Genomic DNA, 20,709 nt, shown 5'->3' with positions numbered 1-20,709 from the left:
GCAGTCACTTCAGGAGGATGAGTTGGCACCAGTTTGCAATGTTTTCAATCCCTTGGCCAGTTGTTCAATCTCGCGGCGCCACTGGATCCAGGCGGCAGAGGGCAGTTGCTCTGCCACCTGCCAGCGGGTCGGCAGCTGATCGCGCAGGCGCTCCAGCAGCAGGGCGGCCTCCACCTGATAGCGGGCCTCCTGCTCCAGCCAGGCGAGCCAGCGCAGATCTTCGATGGCTTGCTGCAACAGCAGCAGATCGTGAGAGAGGCGGTGCGCCTCGCAGGCTTGCGGGCCGAGCAGCATAAAGTCGCTCTCCCGCCCGTCGGTGGGGTCATAGGGCAGGGCGGTGGGCATGCGGCCATGCCACTGCAAATAGCCTTCGGCGCCGCTTTGCCACAGATAGAACCCGGCGGCTCTCGGGGTGCCCAGATTGTAAAACCAGGGGGTGACCTTGTGCTGGCGCACTCGCGCCACATCGGTTTTGTCGGCGCCAAAGCCTGCGTTGATCAGGGCAATCTCCACCTCTGCCAACAGACCAACCTGACCCGGATGATTGAAGTGGCCCGCGCGGATCACCGCCGGATCCCGCCGTTTCATCTCCCGCGCCAGGGTGGTGATGGCGGGCAGGGTGGCGAGATCCGGCTCATCAAACAGGCTCCATGCCAGCGGGGGCAAGCCGCTGGCGGTCAGCCCCTGTTGCCGCGCCTGCCACTGTTCGAGCTGGCTGGCAGGGTCGCCCCCCCAGCGTTTGAGCGGGGTATAGGCCAGCAGGGGCGGCACAAAGCCGAGCCCGGCCGCTTCTCCCATGATCTCCCGCATCCCCGCTTCATCCTGTGGCAGGGCAGGCGAGAGGCCGCTGATCCCGAGCTTGGCGAGCCGCTGCAGATCGCAGCGACTGGCCTCGGCGATCTGCTCTTTTAACGCCTCGGGATTGGGGCTCAGCCAATTCAGATAAGGGGGCGCTTCGACATAGATGCCGACCGGCTTGCTGGCCGCGGGCAGAGTCAGCGGCAGCACCTCGATAGTCAGTGGCAACTGCACCAGTTGCTGTTGGCTAAGCAGCTGAATATTGCCCAGATAGCGCCCCGCCGGCGCATCGCGGGGGATGGTGATCTGCAACACCAGACGCCGAGGTACGTCTGCCAGCAGAGTGAGCCCGGCGATCCCCTCGACCAGCTCCTGATCCGAGGGCGCCAGCAGGGTGCCGCTCGCCTGCGGGCGAACCAGATGCCACTTGCCGTAATAGGGGGTCAGCGCCAGCGGCGATCCTGCCTGCTCGGGGGGCTGGATCACCAGCAAGGGGGCCGGATCGTCGGTGGCGGCGTGGATGGCAAATTCCAGCAGCAGCTGGCTGCCACGGGCGGCCAGCACCGGTTGAGCAGCCTGCTTCAACGCATCGACCGCAGATGCCGGGGCGATCTGCAGGGTTGGGGCGGCATCCGTAATCGGCGTGAGGCTCAGTTGCTGCGCAGCTGGGGCTGGGGTGGGGGAATAGGGGGCCAGAGTCCACTTTTCCAAAAACAGCTGGCGCTGCTTGGTCAGCACGAGTGCGGTAGCGTCAGCCAATACGGAGAGATCTTTTCCACTATTCGGGAGAGCCTCTTTGCTGGTGGGGGCCGGAGAGGGGGCAAGCAGCAGCCCTGCCAGGTATTTGGCATCCGGTGAGTGGCCCACCAGTGTAATAGTGAGCGAGCCGCCGGGGTGGTTCAGGGTGACATGGACCGGGCCGCCTTGACGCGCCCCGAACAGCTGCCAGGGATCCGGATTTGGCAGTGCCTCGCGGGATTGTCCCGCCAGATAGCGCTGCGTGAGCCACTCCTGTGGTTGCCACTGTTCGGCCCAGATGGGCTCGCCATTGACCAGCACGCTGCGCTCGAAGGGATGGGGCAGGTACTCCCATTCACCTGGGTCATCCAGCCAGAGGGTGAGCTGGTAGCGACCCTTGGCGACCTCCAGCCGTACGCCATCCAGATTGCGCAGTCCATCGCGAACCAGGGCATCGCCGGAGGGGCGCAAGATGGGGGTGGGATGGCCAATCAGCCGGGGATCCCCCGGGCTCAGGGGCTCAAAGCCGGTAAAGCGGGGGGCGGTGGAGGCCCCCAGATCCAGCGCAATGGTGCCCTTAGGCAGGGTCAGACCGGGCACCCAGTACCAGCGGTGAATGGTCATGGAGGGGGCGTTATCGGCCATAAAGAGATAGAGCTTGGTGAGTTTGTCCAACGCCAGCGCTCTGGGTTGGCTGGTGCGCCACTCGCTCAAGGCAAAGCGCTGGGTGAAGGGGCCGGGTGCGACAATCCGCTCCAGATTGACCCGGCTGCGGTAGTTGACCGAGGCCTCGTCGTCGATACGCAGGATCAGGGTTTGCGGGTGGGCGCTGGGGTTATGGCCCTCGATCACCAGTTCATCATCGCTGCCTATTGGCCAGTTGTGGGTGCTCAGATCGAGCCGCTGGGGTGTCTGGTTGCCTGTCAGGGGCAGCGGGGTCTGCCCCTCCAGCCGGGTAGTGGCCATTGCTGCATTGGCGCAGAGCAGGGTAACCAGCCAGAGCCCTCTGCTCATCCGGCCAGCCCCTTCAACCAGTTGTTCAGCTCGGCAGCCTTGTGATCCCAGCTTTGCAGGGCCACCTGCTGTTGGCGCGTGTGGCGCCCTTCGCTGCGGGTGAGCCCCTCCCAGCCACTCTCCTGAAACCAGCCCGGATTGGATTGATCAAAGGCGGCCCGATTGATGGCCTGGGCCAGGCTCTCCCCATCGTGGGGGAGCTGGATCTGATCCCGATAGCCATCGAGGGCCGGAAAATCGGTGCTGACGATGGGTCGCCCTGCGGCCAGATACTCGCGCAATTTCAATGGATTGCAGGCACGGATCTGGGCGTTGTCGACAAAGGGCAGCAGACTCACCTGCCAGTGCTGGGCATAGGCCGCCAGCGTGTGATGGGGACGGGGCCCCAGCAGATGGATATTGGGGAGCCCCTTGAGGGGGGAGATATCGGTCTGGACCGGGCCAATCAGCACCAGATCCCAATGGGGCAGGGCGGCGGCCGTCTCTGCCAGCAGGGGGATATCAATCCAGTCGCTCAGGCTGCCGTAAAATCCGGCAATGGGGCGGCCGGAGGGGAGATCCGCTGGCCGCTCTCTGGGGGGCATAAACAGTTCGAGATCCACGCCGTGGCTGAGGAGCCGGGTTTTATGGGGGGGGAAGCGGCTGGCCAACGCGGGGCTGGCGGCCAGAATGAGATCCGCTTTTTCCACCAGTCGGGCCTCGCAGTGGGCGATGGCCTGATGATCCACCCCCGCCAGCGCCGAGAAGTCATCGCCGCAGTAGTAGATCACCGCCCGCTCTTCGAGCTTGCCAATCAGATCGACGGCGCTGGGCAGGGAGATCCAGAGCAAGGGGCGATCCAGCTCGGGCAACTGGCGCCGGATCTGCGCCGCCAGCCAGTGGCCATTGATCTTGCCCGCCAGCCGACTGCCCGGCAGCGGCAAGGCGAGCGGCGGCAGAACCCGGGGGCTGCTGACCTCTGATGGCGCAACCGACTGGCCGCCAGCATGGCGCGCACCGCGCAGCACGGCCCCCAGTTTGCGGACGATACGGGTGAGATCATGAAGGGTAAAGCGGGGGCAACGCATGCCGATGGAGTTGACCCAGAGCACTTGATAATCGGGCAACAGACGTTTGATCAAGTGTTGGGTGCTGGAGGGGTGCTGGCCCCAATCCTCGCCCAGCACCACCAGTTGCGGCAGTGTGTGTGGTTTCATGCAAAGGTCTCCGAAGCGTGTGCGGGGTCGCGGTGATCTTGTGGCTGCAAGGGGCGCAGTACGGTGGCCGGTACACCCGCTGCCAGCACGCCGGCGGGCAGATCCCGGGTGACGACACTGCCAGCGGCGACAATGGTGCCAGCGCCTATGGTGACGCCGGCCATCACCATCACCCCTGTGCCAAGCCAGACATCCTGCTCCAGCATAATGGCCCCCACCTGTTCATCGCGATCCGGCAGGCCCCGGGCGCGATCGCGGGCATTTACCGGGTGCCCCGGGTAGCCCGCCAGAAAGGCACGCCCTGCAATCCTGACGTTATCCCCCAGCACTATCTTGCTTCCCACCGCCAGGGTGGTCTGCCAGCCAATCCCGACATTGCGGCCAATGACCAGCCTTGGTGTCTGGCTCGATGCCCGGCCGCTTATGGTCATGGCGGCGCTGAGACGGCAGTCGGCGCCGATCTCGATGGTGACCGGACCGCTGATATAGGGGATGCCGCCATAGAGGTAGAGGCGCGGGGCGGGGGCCGTGAGGCGAGATTGAAACAAGGGGGTCCACCAGAGGGTGCGGGTCAGGGTCGCCAGCGCGTTGCTGATCAGCAGATAGAGCCGATAAAGCAGCCGATGCAGGGGAGGGATCACGGGGAATGACCAGTGGCGGGCACTTTTGGCCAGGCTCCATACCCGGCGGGCCAGTGGCGTTTCCCCCTGTTTGGCCCAGCTTTTCATCCGGTGCAGGTTGATGGTGTTCATGGCGACCTCTCCCTCTGGTGCAGTCCGTTGCTCGCTAAGCAGAAAGCAGGGATCGGGCCAACAGGACGACCCCTGTTAGAACGAGCTAAATGGGGCTAAGAGGAGGGGCAGATTGCGCCGGTCGGTGCAATTTGCAGCCCGCGTTGTGCAAAACGCAAATGCCAGTCTCATTCTGGGCTTGTTCAGACCGGTTAAGCCGCGCAGAGGGGCTATCGCTTCTGGGCGGGAGTGAGTGGCGTGGGCTTTGCATTAGCGGTAGCTGACCCGAAGCGGGATGCTTCGGGAGGCTGGGAGGCCCTATGAAACTTGGTGTGAACCAGATTGCCATGCTCTATTACGCCGGTGGCTTGCTCCTGATGAAGGGGATCTCCCTGCTGATGCTGCCGGTGTTGACCCATCAGCTGCTGCCTCGCGAATACGGCCAGCTGGAGGTGCTGCTGACCCTCATCAATCTGGGTTCCCTTATTTTGGGCTTCGGGCTGGTGGATGCCCTCTACCGCTTTGCCGGATTGGCGAAAGATGAGCAGGAGCGCCAGCAGGTGGTGGCCCGCATGTTTGGTCTGGTCTGGATGATCGCCCTGGCCAGTCTGGTGCTGCTCTGGCTGCTGGCGCCTGTGGTGCAAGCCTGGCTGCCGGTTGAAACCCGCCTTGCGGATGTGCGCTGGGTGCTCTGCGCCCTGCCGTTTGAAGGGGTGATCGGCGTGCCGCTGGCATGGCTGCGGATGCGCAATCAGGCCCGGCTCTTTTTCGTGGCGACCGCAGGCAAGGCGGTGATCCAGTCGGTGCTGACCGGCTGGTGGCTCTGGCTCGGTTGGGGCGTGAGCGGGGTGCTGGCCTCCGGCACCCTGACCTGCGTTGCACTGGCGCTGCTGCTGAGTCTCTGGCAGTGGCGAGATAGCGGGATCCGCTTTGACTGGCAACACTATCGGCCGCTGCTGCGCTATGGATTGCCCCTGGTGGTGAGCGGGCTGGCAGGCTTTGCCCTGAGCGGACTGGATCGCTGGTTGCTGGCCGATGTGGTGGGGGAGGCGCTGCTTGCCTACTACGCCGTTGCGGGCAAGCTGGCGCTGGCGGTGGGGTTGTTGCTGCAACCCTTTGCCCTCTGGTGGTATCCCCGCCGTTTCATGCTGCTGCGTGAGCCGGATGGACTGCGGCTCAATGCCCACTACAGCGTGATGGGGTCGGTACTGGGGTTTGTCACCGCGGGGATTGTTGGGCTCACTGCTCCCTTGCTTATTCGCTGGCTGACCCCGGAGAGCTATCACGGGGCGATCGCCTATATTCCGCTGCTGGTGCTGGGCATGGCGGTACGTAATGTCTCGGACTTGCTCAATGTCGGCTGCTTTAGCGGCGAGAAGAGCAATGCCCAGATGGTGATCAATCTGGGCTGCAGCGCCCTTGGGGTCGCAGGCTTTCTGCTCGCCATCCCCCCCTTCGGGGTTGCCGGGGTGATCTGGACCCTGCTGCTGGTCTATCTGGTGCGGGCGCTGGCCTTTTATCTGGTGAGCCAGCGGTTGCTGCCGCTGCCGTATCGCCTCTCGACCCTCTGGGCCAGTTCGCTTGGGGCGCTGGCGATGGTCTGGCTCGGCCAATGGTGGGCAGGATCATGGCTCGTCTAACGCCAGCCATCTGGGCAAGCGCCATCTGTCTGGTGCTGGCCCTGCTCTGGTGGCGGCTGCCCCATCCCTTGCTGCTACCGGTGCTCGGCCTTGCCATTCCCGCCATCTGGTTTGCCCTGCGCTGGCCCTTCTTGATGGTGCTGGGGTTTGTTACTTTCTCCTTCTTTCGGCTGCATGAAGTGTTCCCCCAGCTCTATCCCCTCAAGATCCCGCTGCTCTTCTCGCTGGCCGCCATCGGCGCGCTGGTCTGGCACATTTTGCTGACCGGCCGGATCAAGCCCTACTGGAGTCCAGCCCTGAGCTGGCTGACGGCCTTCTTTGTGATGGTCTCCATCGGTGTGCTGTTTGCCAGCAACCGGGGCGAGGCGATCGCCACCTGGACCGGCAGCTACAGCAAGATCTATCTGATGACCCTGGCCACCGCCTGGCTGGTGCGCACTCCGGGGGATTTTGCGCTGGCGGTGCGCACCTTCGTGGTGGCGGGCTGTCTGGTGGCGCTGGTGGCCCTCTACAACAAGGCGAGCGGAATTGGGCTGGTGGAGGGGACCCGGGTAACCATAGGGCGCGAGCTGGGCTCTGTGCTGGGGGATCCCAACGATCTGGCGCTGGTGCTGCTCTTTCCTGCCGGCTTTTCGCTGAGCTTGCTGCTCAATCAGGGCAATGGGGTGGGGGGGCGTTTACTGGGGGGGCTCGGCTTTGCGCTGACTGCGGCCGCCATTATCGCCACCCAGAGCCGCGGTGGCTTGCTTGGCGTGTGTGCGGTCAGCGGCCTGTTTGCCTGGCAGCGGGTGAAGTCGAAAACCCTGTTGATCTCGATGGGGATGGTCGCGCTGGTGGTGCTGTTTGCCGCCGCCGGGATCAGCGATCGGGCATCTGGCGGCGCCGCCGAGAGCGGGGTCGATGCCTCGGCCATGGGGCGGATCTACGCCTGGCAAGCGGCCTGGGGCATGGCGCTGGGCCATCCGCTGGTGGGGGTGGGCTTGTCCAATTTCTATTACAACTACTTCTTCTACAGCCCCCATTGGGACGGGCTCAATCATGCGGTGCACTCCACCTGGTTCGGGGTGCTGGCTGAAACCGGTTTTGTCGGGCTGGCGCTGTTTATCGGCATGGTGACGGTGACCCTGCGCAGTTGCTGGCGTTGCCAGCTTGCTGGCATGCCTCCTGCAGTGATCACGGCTATGCAGGGGGTGATGGCCAGCATGGTGGGGTTTGTGATTTCGGGATCCTTCCTGACCCAGGGCTTTACCTGGCCCATCTATCTGGAGCTGGCGCTGGCCGTCGCCGCCATCAAGTACGTGCAGCAGGCGGCCACAGAGGTGAAGGCCACCGCTGCGGATCATCAGGAGGCAACCCGGTTGCCGGCAGTGCCACCAAAGGGAGCAAGAGGATGAACGCAACCCCTGTTTTGCTGGTTCACTACGGAGAGGACTGGATCCGCGGCAGCGAACGCTGCCTGCTGGATCTGCTGGCCCACCTCGATCGCAGCCGGTTTACGCCCCTGCTCTGGTGCAATAGCCCGACGCTGGCGGCAGAGGCGGCCACCCTCGGGGTAGAAACCATGGTCGAGCCGTTCAGCCTGCTGCTGGGATGGCAGGCGCCCCGTTTTGATCTTGCAGCCCATCGGCGCCTCTCCGGGCGAGCCAGAGAGCTCATCACCGAGCGGCAGATTGGGCTGGTACATGCAAACAGCGCGGCCCCTTGTCAGTGGCTGGTGGGTGTCTGTCGAGTGTTGCAGGTACCGCTGGTGTGCCACCTCCATGCCCGTTATCAGCCCAGAGACAGATTCAGCCTGCGGGTTCATCAGGCAAGCGTGCTGATCGGGGTGAGCGAGCCGGTGTTGACCGGTTGGCGCCAGGATGGCTGCGCGGCCGAGCGGTTGATCCGGGTACCCAACGGGGTGGATGCCGCTCGCCTGAATGGCGGTGCTCACTGGCCGGTCGTCGGCATGTTGGGCTTACCCCCGGGGGATATGATCATCGCCACCGTCGGCTCATTGATCAAACGCAAGGGGATTGATCTGCTGATCCGCTCGCTGGCTGCCCTGATGGCATCGGGGGAGGAGGCTCAGTTGCTGATTATTGGCAGCGGTCCGGAGCGGGAAGCATTGATGGCGTTGGCTGTCGAGCTCGGGGTGGCCGAGCAGGTCCACTTTCTCGGCGAGCGACCAGACAGTGCCGCTATCTTGCGGGGCGGGGTGGATCTGCTGGTCTCCGGAGCCCGTGAGGAGGTGTTTGGTCTGACGTTGGCGGAGGCGGGCATGTTGGGGCTCCCGGTCAGTGCCTACCGAGTGGGCGGTATCCCCGAAGTAGTGGAGGAGGGGGTGACCGGCTTGCTGGCAACCCCGGGGGATTGGGCCGAGATGGCTGATCACTGGCGGCAATTGAGTAATCCTCAACCCCGATGTGCGATGGGGCGGGCAGCTCAGCTGCATGCCGCACAGTTGTTCACGGTGGCGCGCTACGTTGACGGGGTCACGGCGGTGTGGGACGCCGCGCTGGCTGGTCGTTGGCACGCCACGGCCCCCACACCCTTCCGACCGCTCATTCACTGGGCGGGGCAACGACTCCTTGCCAGAGGTCGCAATATGCTGGCGAGTGGGATGGCAAAAGTGGCGCAAAGAGTGCAACTGGGGTTTGGTCGCCGCAAGGTGCCAGAGTAAGGGAGCAGCAAGATGAGCATGCAAACTGAGCCGGTGTTTGGAAAGATCATCGTCGTGGATCCCATCCCGTTTCGCGGTGGCTCCAAGGTTGCGACCGAAGTGCTGCTCGATGAGTTGGCCAAGCGGATGCCCGGGCTCACATGCCATGTGTTGACCCAGGATCCCGACTCCTGGCCCCGCTGTGAGCATCATTCCCTTTGGCTGCCCCACATATTGAAGGGGCGGGAGTCCGGCATCGGCTATCTGCTCAAACAGGGGTGGCAAACCTTGCTGATCCTCTGGCTGGTGTTGCGTCTGGGGGAGGTGAAGTGCCTGGTGGCGGCGTCAGGGCCTGGGGTGGATCTCTGTTGTTACTGGGCGGCCCGCTGGTTGCGGTGCCGGGTGGTTCAGCTGATCCATGGCCCTGTGGGGTGCTCGGGGCTCTCTGCCAGAGCATTGCAACGGGCGAGTTTTGTGTTTTATCTGGAATCAACCCGCAGCTCCCTGGCGGCATTGCTGGCCCGGCTTGGCGAGACCGAGTTCCCGTCACACTGGCAGCCATTTACCAATGGTTTGAGCGAGATTGATTGGCCCAAAGCGACTCTGGGGGGGCCTCGTATTTTGTGGGCGGCCTCGTTGCTGCGCTGGAAGGGACTGGAGACCATGCTGGCCGCCCATCAACTGATCCCTGACGCTCGCCCCGAGCTGATGGTGTGCTATCTGCAGCCCAAGGGCACACTGCAACCCTGCAGCCAGCCCCAGCCACAACTGCCAGACACCTATTGGTATGCCAACCCCGCCAATCTTGACGAGATCCGAGCTCAATGCGGCATTTTTGTCTCCACCAGTCATCAGGAGCCCTTTGGCCTCTCCATTCTGGAGGCCATGGCGGCAGGATTATGCGTAGTGATCCCGGCCGATGGGGCCTGGTGGGATCGACACCTCACCGATGACGTGAATTGCCGCAAATATCAGCCAAACGATCCCGGCGATCTGGCGCAGGTGCTGGCCAGCCTCAACACCATGCCCGACGTGGTCAAGCGACTTGGCCATCATGCCCGCCTGCATGCCATGGTCCATTACAACGCGGCAGATACCTATCAAAGCACACTGGATCAGTGGGAAGGCATGTTGCGATGGGATGCGTTGAGCCTTGCCGTGCATGGTTAGCGCGCAGTGATTCCCCACGGGAAGGATGGTGGCGTATGAGGGACTTATGGTCAGACTGGTTGCGGGAGGCTGGGTGACTCCGCCACTCTGATGCAGTTACGGCCGGATGATTTGGCGGTGTAGAGCGCAGCATCAGCCAGTTTGACCAGTTCAGATGGCTGCCAGTGACTCGATGGTCTGAGGCAGGCAACACCCATGCTAACTGTCACCAGACCGTTGGCATTTTGTGCGTGTGGCTGCGCCAGTGCAAAAATCAGCCGCTGGATATGTTGGGCAATTTCATAGGCGGATTGACGCTCGACATGTGGCAGCAGGATGACAAATTCCTCTCCGCCGTAGCGGGCCACCAACTCCTCCGAGCGGCGCCCGGATTGCGCCAGGGTATGGGCCAGCAATCGAAGGCACTCGTCACCGGCAACGTGGCCATAGAGGTCGTTGAACTGCTTGAAATGATCGATGTCGAGCATGATGAGCGCAATCGGCATCTCTGTCTGAATGCAGCGCTTCCAGGCCTGGTTCAATGAGTTGTCGAACAGACGACGGTTGCCGATATTGGTTAGCCCGTCGGTATTGCTGAGCGCTTCCAGTTTCCGGTTCGCTTCCGCCAGCTCCTTGGTTCTGAGCTCGATAATGAGCTCCAGCTCATGTTGGCGCTCCTCCAGACTGGTCATCGGGTAAATTTCGCTTTCCCGAGCCGCACTGTAAGGGATGGAGATACTGCTGTGCGCAATTTTCCACGCCATGGCTTCGTGTCGAAAAATCAATACCAGTCTGGCGGTTCTGCGGGAGAGGATAGGTTCTGATTTCGGTAGATGGATATGAAAGAAGGCGGTGACTGCTACCACATCAGCGGCCAGATCTTGCAGGGTTACATCGAGTGTTTCCAGGCGGATCTCGTTCGGGATCTGGGCAAAATCGCGGCGGGTTATCCGGATCCACTCATCCCTATCGGTAACCAGAACATCACTGCTGCCGGCAAAACCGCTGAAATTGTCGCTAAACCGCGTGGTGAGCCGATCATCCCGTGATGAATACATCTCGATGTACTCATCAAACAGTGAGCGGATCAACTGTTCCCGTTCAGTGGTCATTGCGCTGGGCCCATGTGAAGTGGTCACGTTTTTCAAACGTTCGATTGAACTATAGTCAATTATGTCATTTTAATTGGCTATCTATCTTGATTTTTCTCGTTTTTTTGTTCGATCACCGTTATTGGCAAGTGTCCGTAAGGTCAGTCAGAACAAGGTGCCATGGAGAGGATTAGCATGGCTGTCCGGTGCATATCCTCCCCATCTCTATTACGCATCGGGGTGACCACCGGTGACAAGACGGCGGGTCTGCATGCAGATCCCCAGACTGCAGGCATCAGGTAACCCAGAGTGCCTCGCGGCGATCAATGGCTGGCGAGATAGGGGCTGATATCCACCTCGTCAATGAGCTCCGGGCTCATGTAACGCTTGGCATAGCGCAGGAAGACGCCAGAGCGGAGAAAGAGCGCAAACAGCTCGGGGTCGATATGGTGATCCTGTTGCATGAATCCCATGATGCGGATGGCCTCCGAGAGAGATTTGGCTTTCTTGTAGGGGCGATCGCCGGCGGTCAGCGCCTCGAAGATATCGGCGATGGCCATCATCCGGGCAGGGATGCTCATCTCGTCCCGTTTCAGCCGCTTGGGATAACCAGTGCCATCCATCTTCTCATGGTGTCCCCCTGCGATTTCCGGCACCTGTTTCAGGTTGGCGGGGAAGGGGAGTTTTTCGAGCATGATGATGGTCTGGATCATGTGCTCGTTGATCTTGTAGCGCTCCTCATCTGTGAGGGTGCCCCGGCGGATGGCGAGGTTGTAGAGCTCGCCGCGGTTATAGAGGTATTCAGGGGTGTTGACCTGAAATCCCCAAGGGTTGTCAGGGGCAAGGCGGTCGCGGTTGCTGCGGGTGAAGAGGTGATCCGGGCGATCGGCCAACAAGGGTTCGGTGACCGGCAGCGGTGACTCCGCGGCCCGCTGTTTGCGCGCCAGTTCATCCTGAGAGATCCCAATCCGATCGGAGAGCGTGCGCTGCCAGGTGCGGCCCGCGATCTGCAGCAGCCTTGCAATATCCTCTGTGGCCATAAATTCGCCCCCTTCGTTGCAACGGGCGATAAAGGCAAACTCCTCATCCAGCTGTTGCCACTGCTGTTGCAGCGTGGCCTGTAACGTGGCCTCATCACCCCCATGGAGACGTGCCTGCCAGTAGGCAATCTCGGCATCCCGTTTCAGCACTTCAAAGCGCATCCTGACCTCGTGAATGCGATCGCACAGGGTTTCCAGCTTGGTGGCCTTGTCGACCACAAACTCCGGAGTGGTGACTTTGCCGCAATCGTGCAGCCAAGCCGCGATATGTATTGCTTCCCACTGTTTTTCATCGAGCGAAAAGTGTTGGAAGGGGCCCTCCTTGGCCTCACATGCCGCTTCTGCCAGCATCTTGGTCAGTTCGGGAACTCGCTGACAGTGGCCACCGGTATAGGGGCTCTTGGCATCGATGGCCCCTGCGATGAGCTGGATAAAGGCCTCCAGCAGATTGCGCTGCTCCTCCAGCAGCCGCTGGGTGGTGAGTGCCACGGCGGCGGTGGAAGAGAGCGCGTTGACAAATGCCATCCGCTGCGGGGTCAGGGACTTCTTCCGTTCATCGATCAGAAAAACCAGGGTGCCGAGCAGTTGGCCATCACGGTTTTTCAGGGCAATCGGCCAGAAGGTCAGCGGCGTGTCGCTCTCCTCAATGTAGGGAAACAGGATCTGCAATTCGCTGGTGACCAACGCAACGGGTTCCAGTTCTACTCCTTGCAAGCTCTGGAACAGTGGATGTTTTGGCTGATTGAGCGTTCCGATACTGTGGATCGGCGTTTGCTCCTGCACCTCGCCATTCCAGCACAACCCTGCCAGATCCAGCGTCTTGTTGCCGCTATCGGAGAGGTAGAGCATGCAGCCTGTTGCACCGGTCAGTTGCTGCATTTCGGTGAGCAGCCGCACCAGCAAGCGGGGGAAACTGGTCTCGCTGGAGAGGGAGGTGGAAAGCTGCAAAAAGCGCTGGATGGTCGATTTCATGTCGCCCATGGCTCGGGAGAGATCGATGATTTCGGCAATATAGGTGTTGACCCTGACCGGGTCGTTGAAGTCGAAGCTGGCAATTTTCTCCGTCTCTTGCGTCAGGGCATCAAGGGGCCTGGCGGCGGTTCTGGCCAGCTTGATGGCCGCGAACAGGGCAAAGATCAGGAAGATGCCCGACAGAAGGAAGGTCTGATTGCGAATGGTGAAGGCGGTGGCCAGCAACTCATCGACAGGTGCTGCAATCCAGAGGGTTAATTTTGACCCATCGGCTTCCGGTAAAGTGATACGCATTCCTTGCCAATCATTGCCCTCTGACTCAAAGGAAAGACTATCTGCCTTCTGATTCTGACTGGCATTCATCAAGTGTTGGATCATAGGCAGGTCGGCTTCGGTCACTCTTGCAAGTCGATAAGCGCCATGTTCATGAATCAGCATCCCACCTTTATGACTTGTCATTAGCTCGCCCTGCTCATTGACGATGGCTAGACGCATATTGGGGGTTATCTTGGCGGATTTGAGCAGGCGCTCGATAGCTCGGAGGTTCAGGCTCATCCCTATGACGCCAGCCCCATTTTGCATTGGTTCGGCAAAACTCAGGTACATCTCCTGAGTATCGTGCGAGATATAGAGAGGAGATTGCACCAACTGTCCACTCTGCTTGGCCTGAATAAACCATGGATGCTCTATTGGATCAAAAAATTGTCCTGATTCCTCTTGCCGTTCAATGATGGTGAGATTGTCGGCCAGCGCGAAGGTCTCCGTAAGAGTGGTTGCCTCTTGATGCCGGATGCTCTTCACGATCCAGCGGGTATTGGCGGGCGGCGTTAGGTGTTGTACCTCGGTGTCGGCAGGCCAGCGCATGAGCCAGAATAGATCGCCGTTGTTGTAACCGGCATACACCGCGTTGGCAGAAGGTTGTCCTTTGAGCAGGGTTGTCATGTAGGGAAGGCTGGCCATTCGCTCTGACAGGGTCTTGGCTTCGGTCAGGCGCTGTTGGGCGAGCAGATTGACGCTTAAAGCTGAGGTGCTGAACAGCCCTTCTAAAGCCTGAGTGGTGATTTGGTCAATCAGGGTGAATCTGTCTTCAGCCTCTTTCATCAGCATGGTTTTGGTTTGCCGATATTGGTGACCAAGAGTGATCAAGGCAAACACCAGCAATAAACCCAGAAACAGATGGGCAATATGAACATACAAGGGGATAACGCGGCGAATGAGACTCATGTTATCTCCTTAAATGGATGGGTTTGTTGAGTGGGGTATAAATGAGATAACCCAACAGGATAATGGGTAGCTTCATGGTGTTCGCCCTTGCTGCTTGCATTAAAGAGACCCCGTTGCGTAAACCACCAGATGACGATAAATGGAAAGGGGTGATAAATCCTTTTTTTATTCACCCATCGTAGTAGCCAAAAATGATCCACGGCGATGTTACCGCAGAGTTCTGTGATCGTGATTCTTTTCACTCTGGATATGGATTGAAACCCTCTTTTTGCGGGAAGTGCGCCGAGATATTCAGCAGCCTGGTTTCTTCATCCAGCGACACAGTAACGGTGGCGCCATGGGCTTCCAGCATGATTTTGCCATGATAGCCATTGTGACTGTGTGCTTCTTTGTTGTTATTAGAGGATGGGAATCTGTCGAACAGAGAGAGGACATTGTTGATATCCAGCAAGGTCGAGCTATCAATATTTAAAATAATGCTGTCGGGGTATTTCAGACAGACAATTTCCACGCAGGAGGAGGTTGCCGCATGCTCACAAGCGAGCCGTGTCAATATTTGAAACGCGGAATAACAGAGAAATTCGTCACCTGCGATGAATAGCTCGTCATAGAGGTAATTTTTGGGTTTGGTCAGCTTGATATCGAGCTTTTTCTCGGCATAGAGATTTTTGAATTGCACCGAAAGCCGGTTGAAAATATTAAAGAGCTGGACTTTACCCGCTTTCAAAACAAAGGTGCCGGTTTCAATCTGGTAAATCTCGCTGGCCAGCCGGGTCAATGCCAGTGCATCGCCTACAGATTTTCTGGTGATGGATAGCTGGGTTTTTTGGAGCATGTTGAGCGATGAGTCGGCCGCCAGCTCTTCCAGCAGGTGTAGCGCGTTGAGCAGGGGCTCCCGAATTTCATAGCGGATATTGAACTCGAGGCTCTCTTTGAGCGTATTGAGCTCAAGCATCTGATCGAACTCTTTTTGCAGATCTCTTCTGGCATGCACCAGCCGCATCAGATTGGCAATGCGAAAACGCAGCATCTCGATGTCGATCGGCTTGGTGATAAAATCGACGGCTCCCAGTTTCATCGCCCGTTTACGGGAATAGATATCATCCAGTGCCGTCATAAAGACGATGGGGATGTGCTCTGAGTGGGGATGTTCACGCAAAATTCTGGCGACATCGAATCCGTTCAGGTTGGGCATCATGATATCGAGCAGCACCAGATCGGGTGGATTATCCGATTGGCAGATCCTGATCGCTTTTTCGCCATCCTTGACCAACTTGAGATGAAACTCTTTGCGAAATACCGAGGTGATCAGCATCAAATTATCTGGAACATCGTCAACCACCAGAATGGTGGGGCTGTCCTGATTGCTGGCGACCAGATCGCTGTTGGAAAAACGGTGCAAACGACCGAATTCGAATTGCGAGAGTGGGGGTTGCGATTGGCTGGTTGCCAACAGCAGCCGAGTGATCCTGGTTTTAAGGGTATCGGGCTTGAGCGGGGTCAAGATAATGTCAGAGACTTTCGCCTGGACAAATTGTTCGATCAATGGGCGATCTGTCCCTGAGGTCAGGGTCAAAAATGGCAGTGTGTGATGAGGTGCCCTACTGCGAATATTTTTCAGCAGCGTGAGCAAGTTTGCCGAATCGAGATCGATATTGCAGATGATCATGGCGGCAGGGCCATCAGACAAGCAACGTTCCAGCGCCTCGACACTCTCCACCACCGTAATCTGGCTTATGCCAATGGCTCGTAACTGATTGCATAGCGCATCGCTGTGCACATTATCTTTTTCCAGTACCAGCGTGGGCCCGGAAATTATTTTTGCTATGTCCATATGGCTATCTGATGTGCCCATCTGTCGCTGTATCCTGCCAGCTCATTTTGAGCATGATAATATAGGGTGCATGACCCTGGTCAACCGATACCTCTGCTACCTTGCGCTGGAAATATAAATCTGCAAGCGGGCTCATCACCCAACGTGATAAAGAGAGCAATCCGATATCATCATACCGTTGGTGCTGACCCATCTTCTGATGGTGTACAACCGCCATTACCCCATATCCACTTTTTTCTTGTATCCGATTTATCCCTTGTGAGTTGCTGGCTCCTGTCGGGTTGTGCGCACATTTCAACCGGGTTGTCATGGCTGCCTGTCGGGGGATCCGTTATGGTGTGAGAAAGGTTGGCAGGGGTCGCCATCCTCCATCTTGGCAGGGAGAATCACGAGATATGGAACATCTTGCCCCGAGCGCGGCTCATCCTATGGTGCTGCTGGTTGATGATAAGAGTGGCTGCCACAATTTGATGAATGCGCTGCTCGGTGAGTGCCTTTTATTGCACGTCTTCTCCTGTGAGGCGGTGCTGATGATGGTCAGGCAGAACGATGGAGCATGCTGTCAACCATGAAATCGCGTCTCTGGCACATTACTGCCGTGCTGTTGCTCTCCCTGATGTTGGCCACGCTGGTCGATGCCTTCTATCTGGAGCTGGAGCGGCAGGAGTATCGCCAGTCGCTGGATACCCGCATTCAGCGCGAGGGCGACAATCTGCAGCAACTGACCCTCTCAAGCAAGGGGATGGGGGCGGTGCAACTGGCTGGCCGCCTCAACCGCGAGATCCAGCAATCGTCACTGCTCGAGCGGGGGGAGCTGAGCCCGAGCGAAGCTCTGCAGGTGTTGGCGCAGGGGGTGAAGGCCAATCATGCCTTTGTTACCAATAAAGCAGGGGTGATTGTCCGTGATTGGGATGCGCTTGGCCGCCATGTCGTCGGGCAGGATGTGTCGTTTCGCTCTTACTTCAGGCAAGGGCTCAAGGGGCTGGAAACAGTAGATGCCGGGGTTAGCCTCAATACCGGCAAGAGGATGATCTATGTGGCGGCGCCAGTCTCTCACGATCGGGCGCAAGGAAGCGACATTACCGGGGTGGTGGTAGCGCGTTACGAGATGGCGCTGCTCGATACCTTTCTGGCCGGGTGGGGCGATACCATCGGTTTGCTGGTCTCGCCAGATGGAGTGGTGATGGCCAGCAACAAGAGCGATTGGCAAATGGCGGTGGTGGGACCGAACTCTGCCGCCAGGCAACAGCAGCTCTTTGCCTCTCGCCTATATGGACACTACTTTGCCCCGGATCGCAAACCGGTGATCCTGCCTGCACTCGATGGCAGTGAAGTTCGGATAGGGAAAGATAGCTATCTGGTGAGCCGCATGCATATCGAGTGGCACGATGCCAAAGGGCTGTGGACGCTGCTGCTGTTGGGCAATGTGGAACAGGCCGTGTCAGGATGGCGGCGAGTGGCCTTGTTCGGCACCGCCCTGTTGATATGTCTGAGCTCGGCCCTGCTCTGGCAGGGGCGGATGTTGCGTCGCCGCAGCATTCGCGAGCGCAACGAGCAGTTTGCCTTCCAGCAGGCGTTGATCGATACCCTGCCACATCCTCTCTTCTATACCGACAATCAGGGGCGCCTGCTGGGGGTGAATCGCGCCTTTACCAGCGCATTTGGTGGCGCCCGGCCGGTCGAAGGCAAGCGGCTGGCGGAGTTGCCGCAACTGGCCGGACTGGATGCGGTGGATGAGGGTAACACCTTGCAAAGGGTGGCTGGCAGCCAGGCCAGAACGCAGCATGAGGTGCGCCTGTTTTCGCCGGATGGCCGTCCTCTGGACATGCTCTATTTTCTCTCGGGGATCGAGCTTGCCGAGAGCGAGCGAAGCGGTGCGGTCGGCAGCCTGGTCGACATCACCCCGATCCGTGCTGCCGAGCAGGCCATGCGGGAGGCTCATGACCGGATAGCGGCAGATCGCCAGCGGCTGCACGAGAGCGAGCAGCGGATCCAGTCCATGGTGCGCAACGTACCGGGTATGGTCTATCGCTGCTTGCCTCATCATCCCTGGACCATGTTGTTCGTCAGCGACGAGGCGGAAAAATTAACCGGCTATCCCGCCAGCGATTTTGTCGATAACAGCCGCGATTTTGGTGACTTGATCCATCCTGATGACCTTGAACTGAGCAACCGCAACACCATCGATGCCATTGCCGAACATCGGCAATACATCAACGAGTACCGCATCTTCGATCGCTGGGGTCAGCTCCGCTGGGTCTACTCCATCGGACTCGCCACCTATGATGCCGAGGGTAAGGCCATCTATCTGGACGGGATCATCTTCGATTTCAGCGACCGCAAGCAGGCTGAGGCCACCATGCTAGAAGCTAGGCAGATCGCCGAAGATGCCACCCGAACCAAGAGCGAATTTTTGGCCAACATGAGCCATGAGATCCGCACGCCAATGAATGCCATCATCGGCATGGCCCATCTGGTGCTGCAAACCAGCCTCTCCCCCGAGCAGCACAACTATGTGAGCAAGATAGACAGAGCGGCGAACAACCTGCTCGGGATCCTCAACGACATCCTTGACTTCTCCAAGATGGAGGCGGGCAAGCTGCAACTGGAACAGGTGGATTTCCGGCTCAACGAGGTGTTCGAGTGGCTGGCGGATCTTACGGCGTTTCGGGCGCGGGAAAAGGGGCTGGCGCTGCTGTTCGATCTGGCCGGTGATCTGCCTGACCGTTTACGCGGTGATCCCCTGCGACTTGGCCAGATCCTGCTCAACCTGACCAGCAATGCCATCAAGTTCACCGAGCAGGGAGAGGTGATTGTCCGGCTGGCACGCAGTAACGAGCGAGATGGCAAGATTTGGCTGCAGGGCAGTGTGCAGGATAGCGGTATCGGCATGACGGCCGAGCAGTGCCAGCGTCTCTTCCACTCCTTTGAACAGGCTGACAGCTCGACCACCCGCAAATATGGTGGCACCGGTCTTGGTTTGGCCATCACGCACAATCTGGTGCAACTGATGGACGGTGAGATCCGGGTGGAGAGCGCCCCGGGGCAGGGCAGCGAGTTCCACTTCCGTATCTGTCTCGCCACCCTGGCGGATCAGGGTAAGGAGAAAGAGCAACGTGTAGCCATGCCGCTGGCGCCGCAGCGTCTGCTGTTGCTGGAGTCGTGTCCTGCTTCGCGAGCGGCCATTCTCCACCAGTTGGCGGCGCTGCCTGTTGAGCTTGTCTGCGCGGACGAGCCCGCCGCGCTGCTGGCACTGCTGCATCAAGGCATCGCGGCGTGCAAGCCCTGTGATCGAGTTGTGCTGGGCTGGCTGGAGGGGGAGAGCTGGTTGTCAGAGGTGCTGCAGGAGGTTGGCACGCTGGCAGCGCCGCCCGCGATCTTGCTGATCACCTCGGGCGATCCCGCACCGCTTGCCAGCTATGTTGCTGCGCTGGGGTTGGCGCCGTGTGATGTGCTGGCCCATCCGTTTACCCCGCAGGCACTGTGTCAGGCATTGTGTAAGGCGCATGGGGGCGATGCCGTGGGACGAGAGGCGTTATCGGATGCAAGCCCCCATCATCAGGTTGCGCTGCCCGCTCATGGGCTGGCGGGGGCTCGTCTGCTGTTGGTGGATGATAACGACATGAACCGGGAGGTGGCGCTGGCCCTGCTGGGCAAGGAGCAGATCTCCCTGGTCTGTGCTTGCGATGGGGCACAGGCGCTCGCCCTGCTTGCGCAAGATCGCGGGTTTGACGGTATCCTGATGGATTGCCAGATGCCGGTGATGGACGGGTACACCGCGACCCGGTTGATCCGCGCCGATCCAGCGCTGGCCCGGATCCCCATTATCGCCATGACCGCCAGCACCATGGCCGGGGATAAAGAGAAGGCGCTGGCGGCAGGCATGAATGACCACATCGCCAAACCCTTGAATATGCCGCTGTTGCTGGCGACCCTCTCGCACTGGATCAAGCCTGCCAGACCACTGGCTGCCGCCAGTAAGTTGCAGGTGACTGACGATGTGGCCCCTTGGCAAGAAGTGCCCGGCCTTGACGTGCCGCGGGGCATGGCCGTGATGGGGGGCGACAGTGCGCTCTACCGCAATATGTTGCAGCGCTTCTGTAACGGGCAGCAGGGGTTTGAAGCCAGTTTCCACTCGGTGTGGGTATCGGATGACAAAGTCACGGCTCGGCGTCTGGCTCACACCCTCAAGGGCAGTGCCAGCACCATAGGGGCTACCGGTGTGGCGGATCAGGCGGCGCTGCTCGAGCAAGCCTGTGAAGAGGGAGATGATGCAGGGGTCGCAACCCGCTTGCCATCCCTGATGGCCGAGCTGAAGCCCCTGCTGTCTGGGCTGGAAGCCGCGCTGGCAGTGTCCCCTGTGACGATGGGCGCTTCCCGAGGCATCGATGCCGGGATGCTGGCGGCGCAACTCCAGCAGTTGGGGGCCTTGCTGGCACAGAGCGATGCCCAGGCGTTGGCGCTTTGTCAGCAGATTGAGGCTGATCTGGCTGGCAGTGCATTGCCGCTGCGTGCTGCATTTCAAGAGGTGAGCCGGGCGGTCAACGAGTTCGAGTTCGATAAGGCGCTGCAGTTGCTGGCACCACTGCTTGGGTGATGGTTAACACCCTTATCGTTTGTCATGTTTATCGTCATCCCAAC

The 20,709-nt window shown here is 59.8% G+C and carries 12 protein-coding genes; 6 read left to right on the top strand and 6 right to left on the bottom strand.

All coding sequences use genetic code 11. The annotated features are described in order from the left end of the window. Nucleotides 1-9: 9 nt before the first annotated feature. From G5195_RS03240 to G5195_RS03230, 3 genes are read right to left on the bottom strand one after another with little or no spacing between them, the layout of a single operon-like run. Nucleotides 10-2,550 (bottom strand): hypothetical protein, encoded by a 2,541-nt coding sequence (locus G5195_RS03240; RefSeq protein WP_421235836.1) that lies wholly within the window; start codon nt 2,548-2,550, stop codon nt 10-12. Beyond that, a complete protein-coding gene (locus G5195_RS03235; protein WP_421235835.1) occupies nt 2,547-3,746 on the bottom strand; it encodes a glycosyltransferase in 1,200 nt (399 codons plus the stop codon). The genes G5195_RS03240 and G5195_RS03235 overlap by 4 nt, the downstream gene beginning before the upstream one ends. After that, nucleotides 3,743-4,498, bottom strand: coding sequence for an acyltransferase (locus G5195_RS03230; RefSeq protein ID WP_421235834.1), 756 nt, complete (start codon nt 4,496-4,498; stop codon nt 3,743-3,745). Before G5195_RS03230 ends, G5195_RS03235 begins: the two co-directional genes overlap by 4 nt. A gap of 299 nt (nt 4,499-4,797) precedes the next feature. On the opposite strand from G5195_RS03230, the gene G5195_RS03225 reads away from it, so the two are divergent. From G5195_RS03225 to G5195_RS03210, 4 genes are read left to right on the top strand one after another with little or no spacing between them, the layout of a single operon-like run. Beyond that, complete coding sequence (locus tag G5195_RS03225; RefSeq protein ID WP_042052315.1) at nt 4,798-6,117, top strand: lipopolysaccharide biosynthesis protein; 1,320 nt, start codon at nt 4,798-4,800, stop codon at nt 6,115-6,117. Beyond that, nucleotides 6,105-7,511 carry an O-antigen ligase family protein gene (locus G5195_RS03220; RefSeq protein WP_374811213.1) on the top strand — a complete coding sequence of 469 codons (1,407 nt, stop codon included), beginning with the start codon at nt 6,105-6,107 and terminating at the stop codon, nt 7,509-7,511. The genes G5195_RS03225 and G5195_RS03220 overlap by 13 nt, the downstream gene beginning before the upstream one ends. Further along, nucleotides 7,508-8,779 carry a glycosyltransferase gene (locus tag G5195_RS03215; protein WP_421235833.1) on the top strand — a complete coding sequence of 424 codons (1,272 nt, stop codon included), beginning with the start codon at nt 7,508-7,510 and terminating at the stop codon, nt 8,777-8,779. The genes G5195_RS03220 and G5195_RS03215 overlap by 4 nt, the downstream gene beginning before the upstream one ends. A 12-nt stretch (nt 8,780-8,791) precedes the next feature. Continuing rightward, a complete protein-coding gene (locus G5195_RS03210; protein ID WP_421235832.1) occupies nt 8,792-9,928 on the top strand; it encodes a glycosyltransferase family 4 protein in 1,137 nt (378 codons plus the stop codon). A gap of 50 nt (nt 9,929-9,978) precedes the next feature. On the opposite strand, the gene G5195_RS03205 is transcribed toward G5195_RS03210, so the two are convergent. From G5195_RS03205 to G5195_RS03195, 3 genes are all read right to left on the bottom strand, one after another. Beyond that, nucleotides 9,979-11,046 (bottom strand): diguanylate cyclase domain-containing protein, encoded by a 1,068-nt coding sequence (locus G5195_RS03205; protein WP_421235856.1) that lies wholly within the window; start codon nt 11,044-11,046, stop codon nt 9,979-9,981. A 275-nt stretch (nt 11,047-11,321) separates the two neighbouring features. Further along, nucleotides 11,322-14,234, bottom strand: a complete 2,913-nt coding sequence (locus G5195_RS03200; RefSeq protein WP_421235831.1) for an HD domain-containing phosphohydrolase — start codon at nt 14,232-14,234, stop codon at nt 11,322-11,324. Between the two features lie 238 nt (nt 14,235-14,472). Further along, nucleotides 14,473-16,089: a response regulator gene (locus G5195_RS03195; protein ID WP_421235830.1), complete on the bottom strand. Its 1,617-nt coding sequence runs from the start codon at nt 16,087-16,089 to the stop codon at nt 14,473-14,475. 374 nt (nt 16,090-16,463) lie between these two features. On the opposite strand from G5195_RS03195, the gene G5195_RS03190 reads away from it, so the two are divergent. Continuing rightward, on the top strand, nt 16,464-16,640 hold the full coding sequence (locus G5195_RS03190) for a hypothetical protein (protein WP_421235829.1): 177 nt from the start codon (nt 16,464-16,466) through the stop codon (nt 16,638-16,640). After that, the gene (locus tag G5195_RS03185; protein WP_421235828.1) at nt 16,637-20,665 is read left to right on the top strand and encodes an ATP-binding protein; all 4,029 of its coding nucleotides are present in this window, start codon (nt 16,637-16,639) and stop codon (nt 20,663-20,665) included. Before G5195_RS03190 ends, G5195_RS03185 begins: the two co-directional genes overlap by 4 nt. Nucleotides 20,666-20,709: the final 44 nt, after the last annotated feature.

It is taken from the genome of Aeromonas sp. 601039 (assembly GCF_049174415.1).
Lineage (GTDB): Bacteria > Pseudomonadota > Gammaproteobacteria > Enterobacterales > Aeromonadaceae > Aeromonas > Aeromonas veronii_A.
This window is presented reverse-complemented; position numbering and strand designations above follow the sequence as displayed.

Excerpts from the sequence above, each read along its gene's own strand:
- G5195_RS03240 (WP_421235836.1), bottom strand. The coding sequence starts at position 2,550 with ATGAGCAGAGGGCTCTGGCTGGTTACCCTGCTCTGCGCCAATGCAGCA.
- G5195_RS03235 (WP_421235835.1), bottom strand. The coding sequence starts at position 3,746 with ATGAAACCACACACACTGCCGCAACTGGTGGTGCTGGGCGAGGATTGG.
- G5195_RS03230 (WP_421235834.1), bottom strand. The coding sequence starts at position 4,498 with ATGAACACCATCAACCTGCACCGGATGAAAAGCTGGGCCAAACAGGGG.
- G5195_RS03225 (WP_042052315.1), top strand. The coding sequence starts at position 4,798 with ATGAAACTTGGTGTGAACCAGATTGCCATGCTCTATTACGCCGGTGGC.
- G5195_RS03220 (WP_374811213.1), top strand. The coding sequence starts at position 6,105 with ATGGCTCGTCTAACGCCAGCCATCTGGGCAAGCGCCATCTGTCTGGTG.
- G5195_RS03215 (WP_421235833.1), top strand. The coding sequence starts at position 7,508 with ATGAACGCAACCCCTGTTTTGCTGGTTCACTACGGAGAGGACTGGATC.
- G5195_RS03210 (WP_421235832.1), top strand. The coding sequence starts at position 8,792 with ATGAGCATGCAAACTGAGCCGGTGTTTGGAAAGATCATCGTCGTGGAT.
- G5195_RS03200 (WP_421235831.1), bottom strand. The coding sequence starts at position 14,234 with ATGAGTCTCATTCGCCGCGTTATCCCCTTGTATGTTCATATTGCCCAT.
- G5195_RS03195 (WP_421235830.1), bottom strand. The coding sequence starts at position 16,089 with ATGGGCACATCAGATAGCCATATGGACATAGCAAAAATAATTTCCGGG.
- G5195_RS03190 (WP_421235829.1), top strand. The coding sequence starts at position 16,464 with ATGGAACATCTTGCCCCGAGCGCGGCTCATCCTATGGTGCTGCTGGTT.
- G5195_RS03185 (WP_421235828.1), top strand. The coding sequence starts at position 16,637 with ATGAAATCGCGTCTCTGGCACATTACTGCCGTGCTGTTGCTCTCCCTG.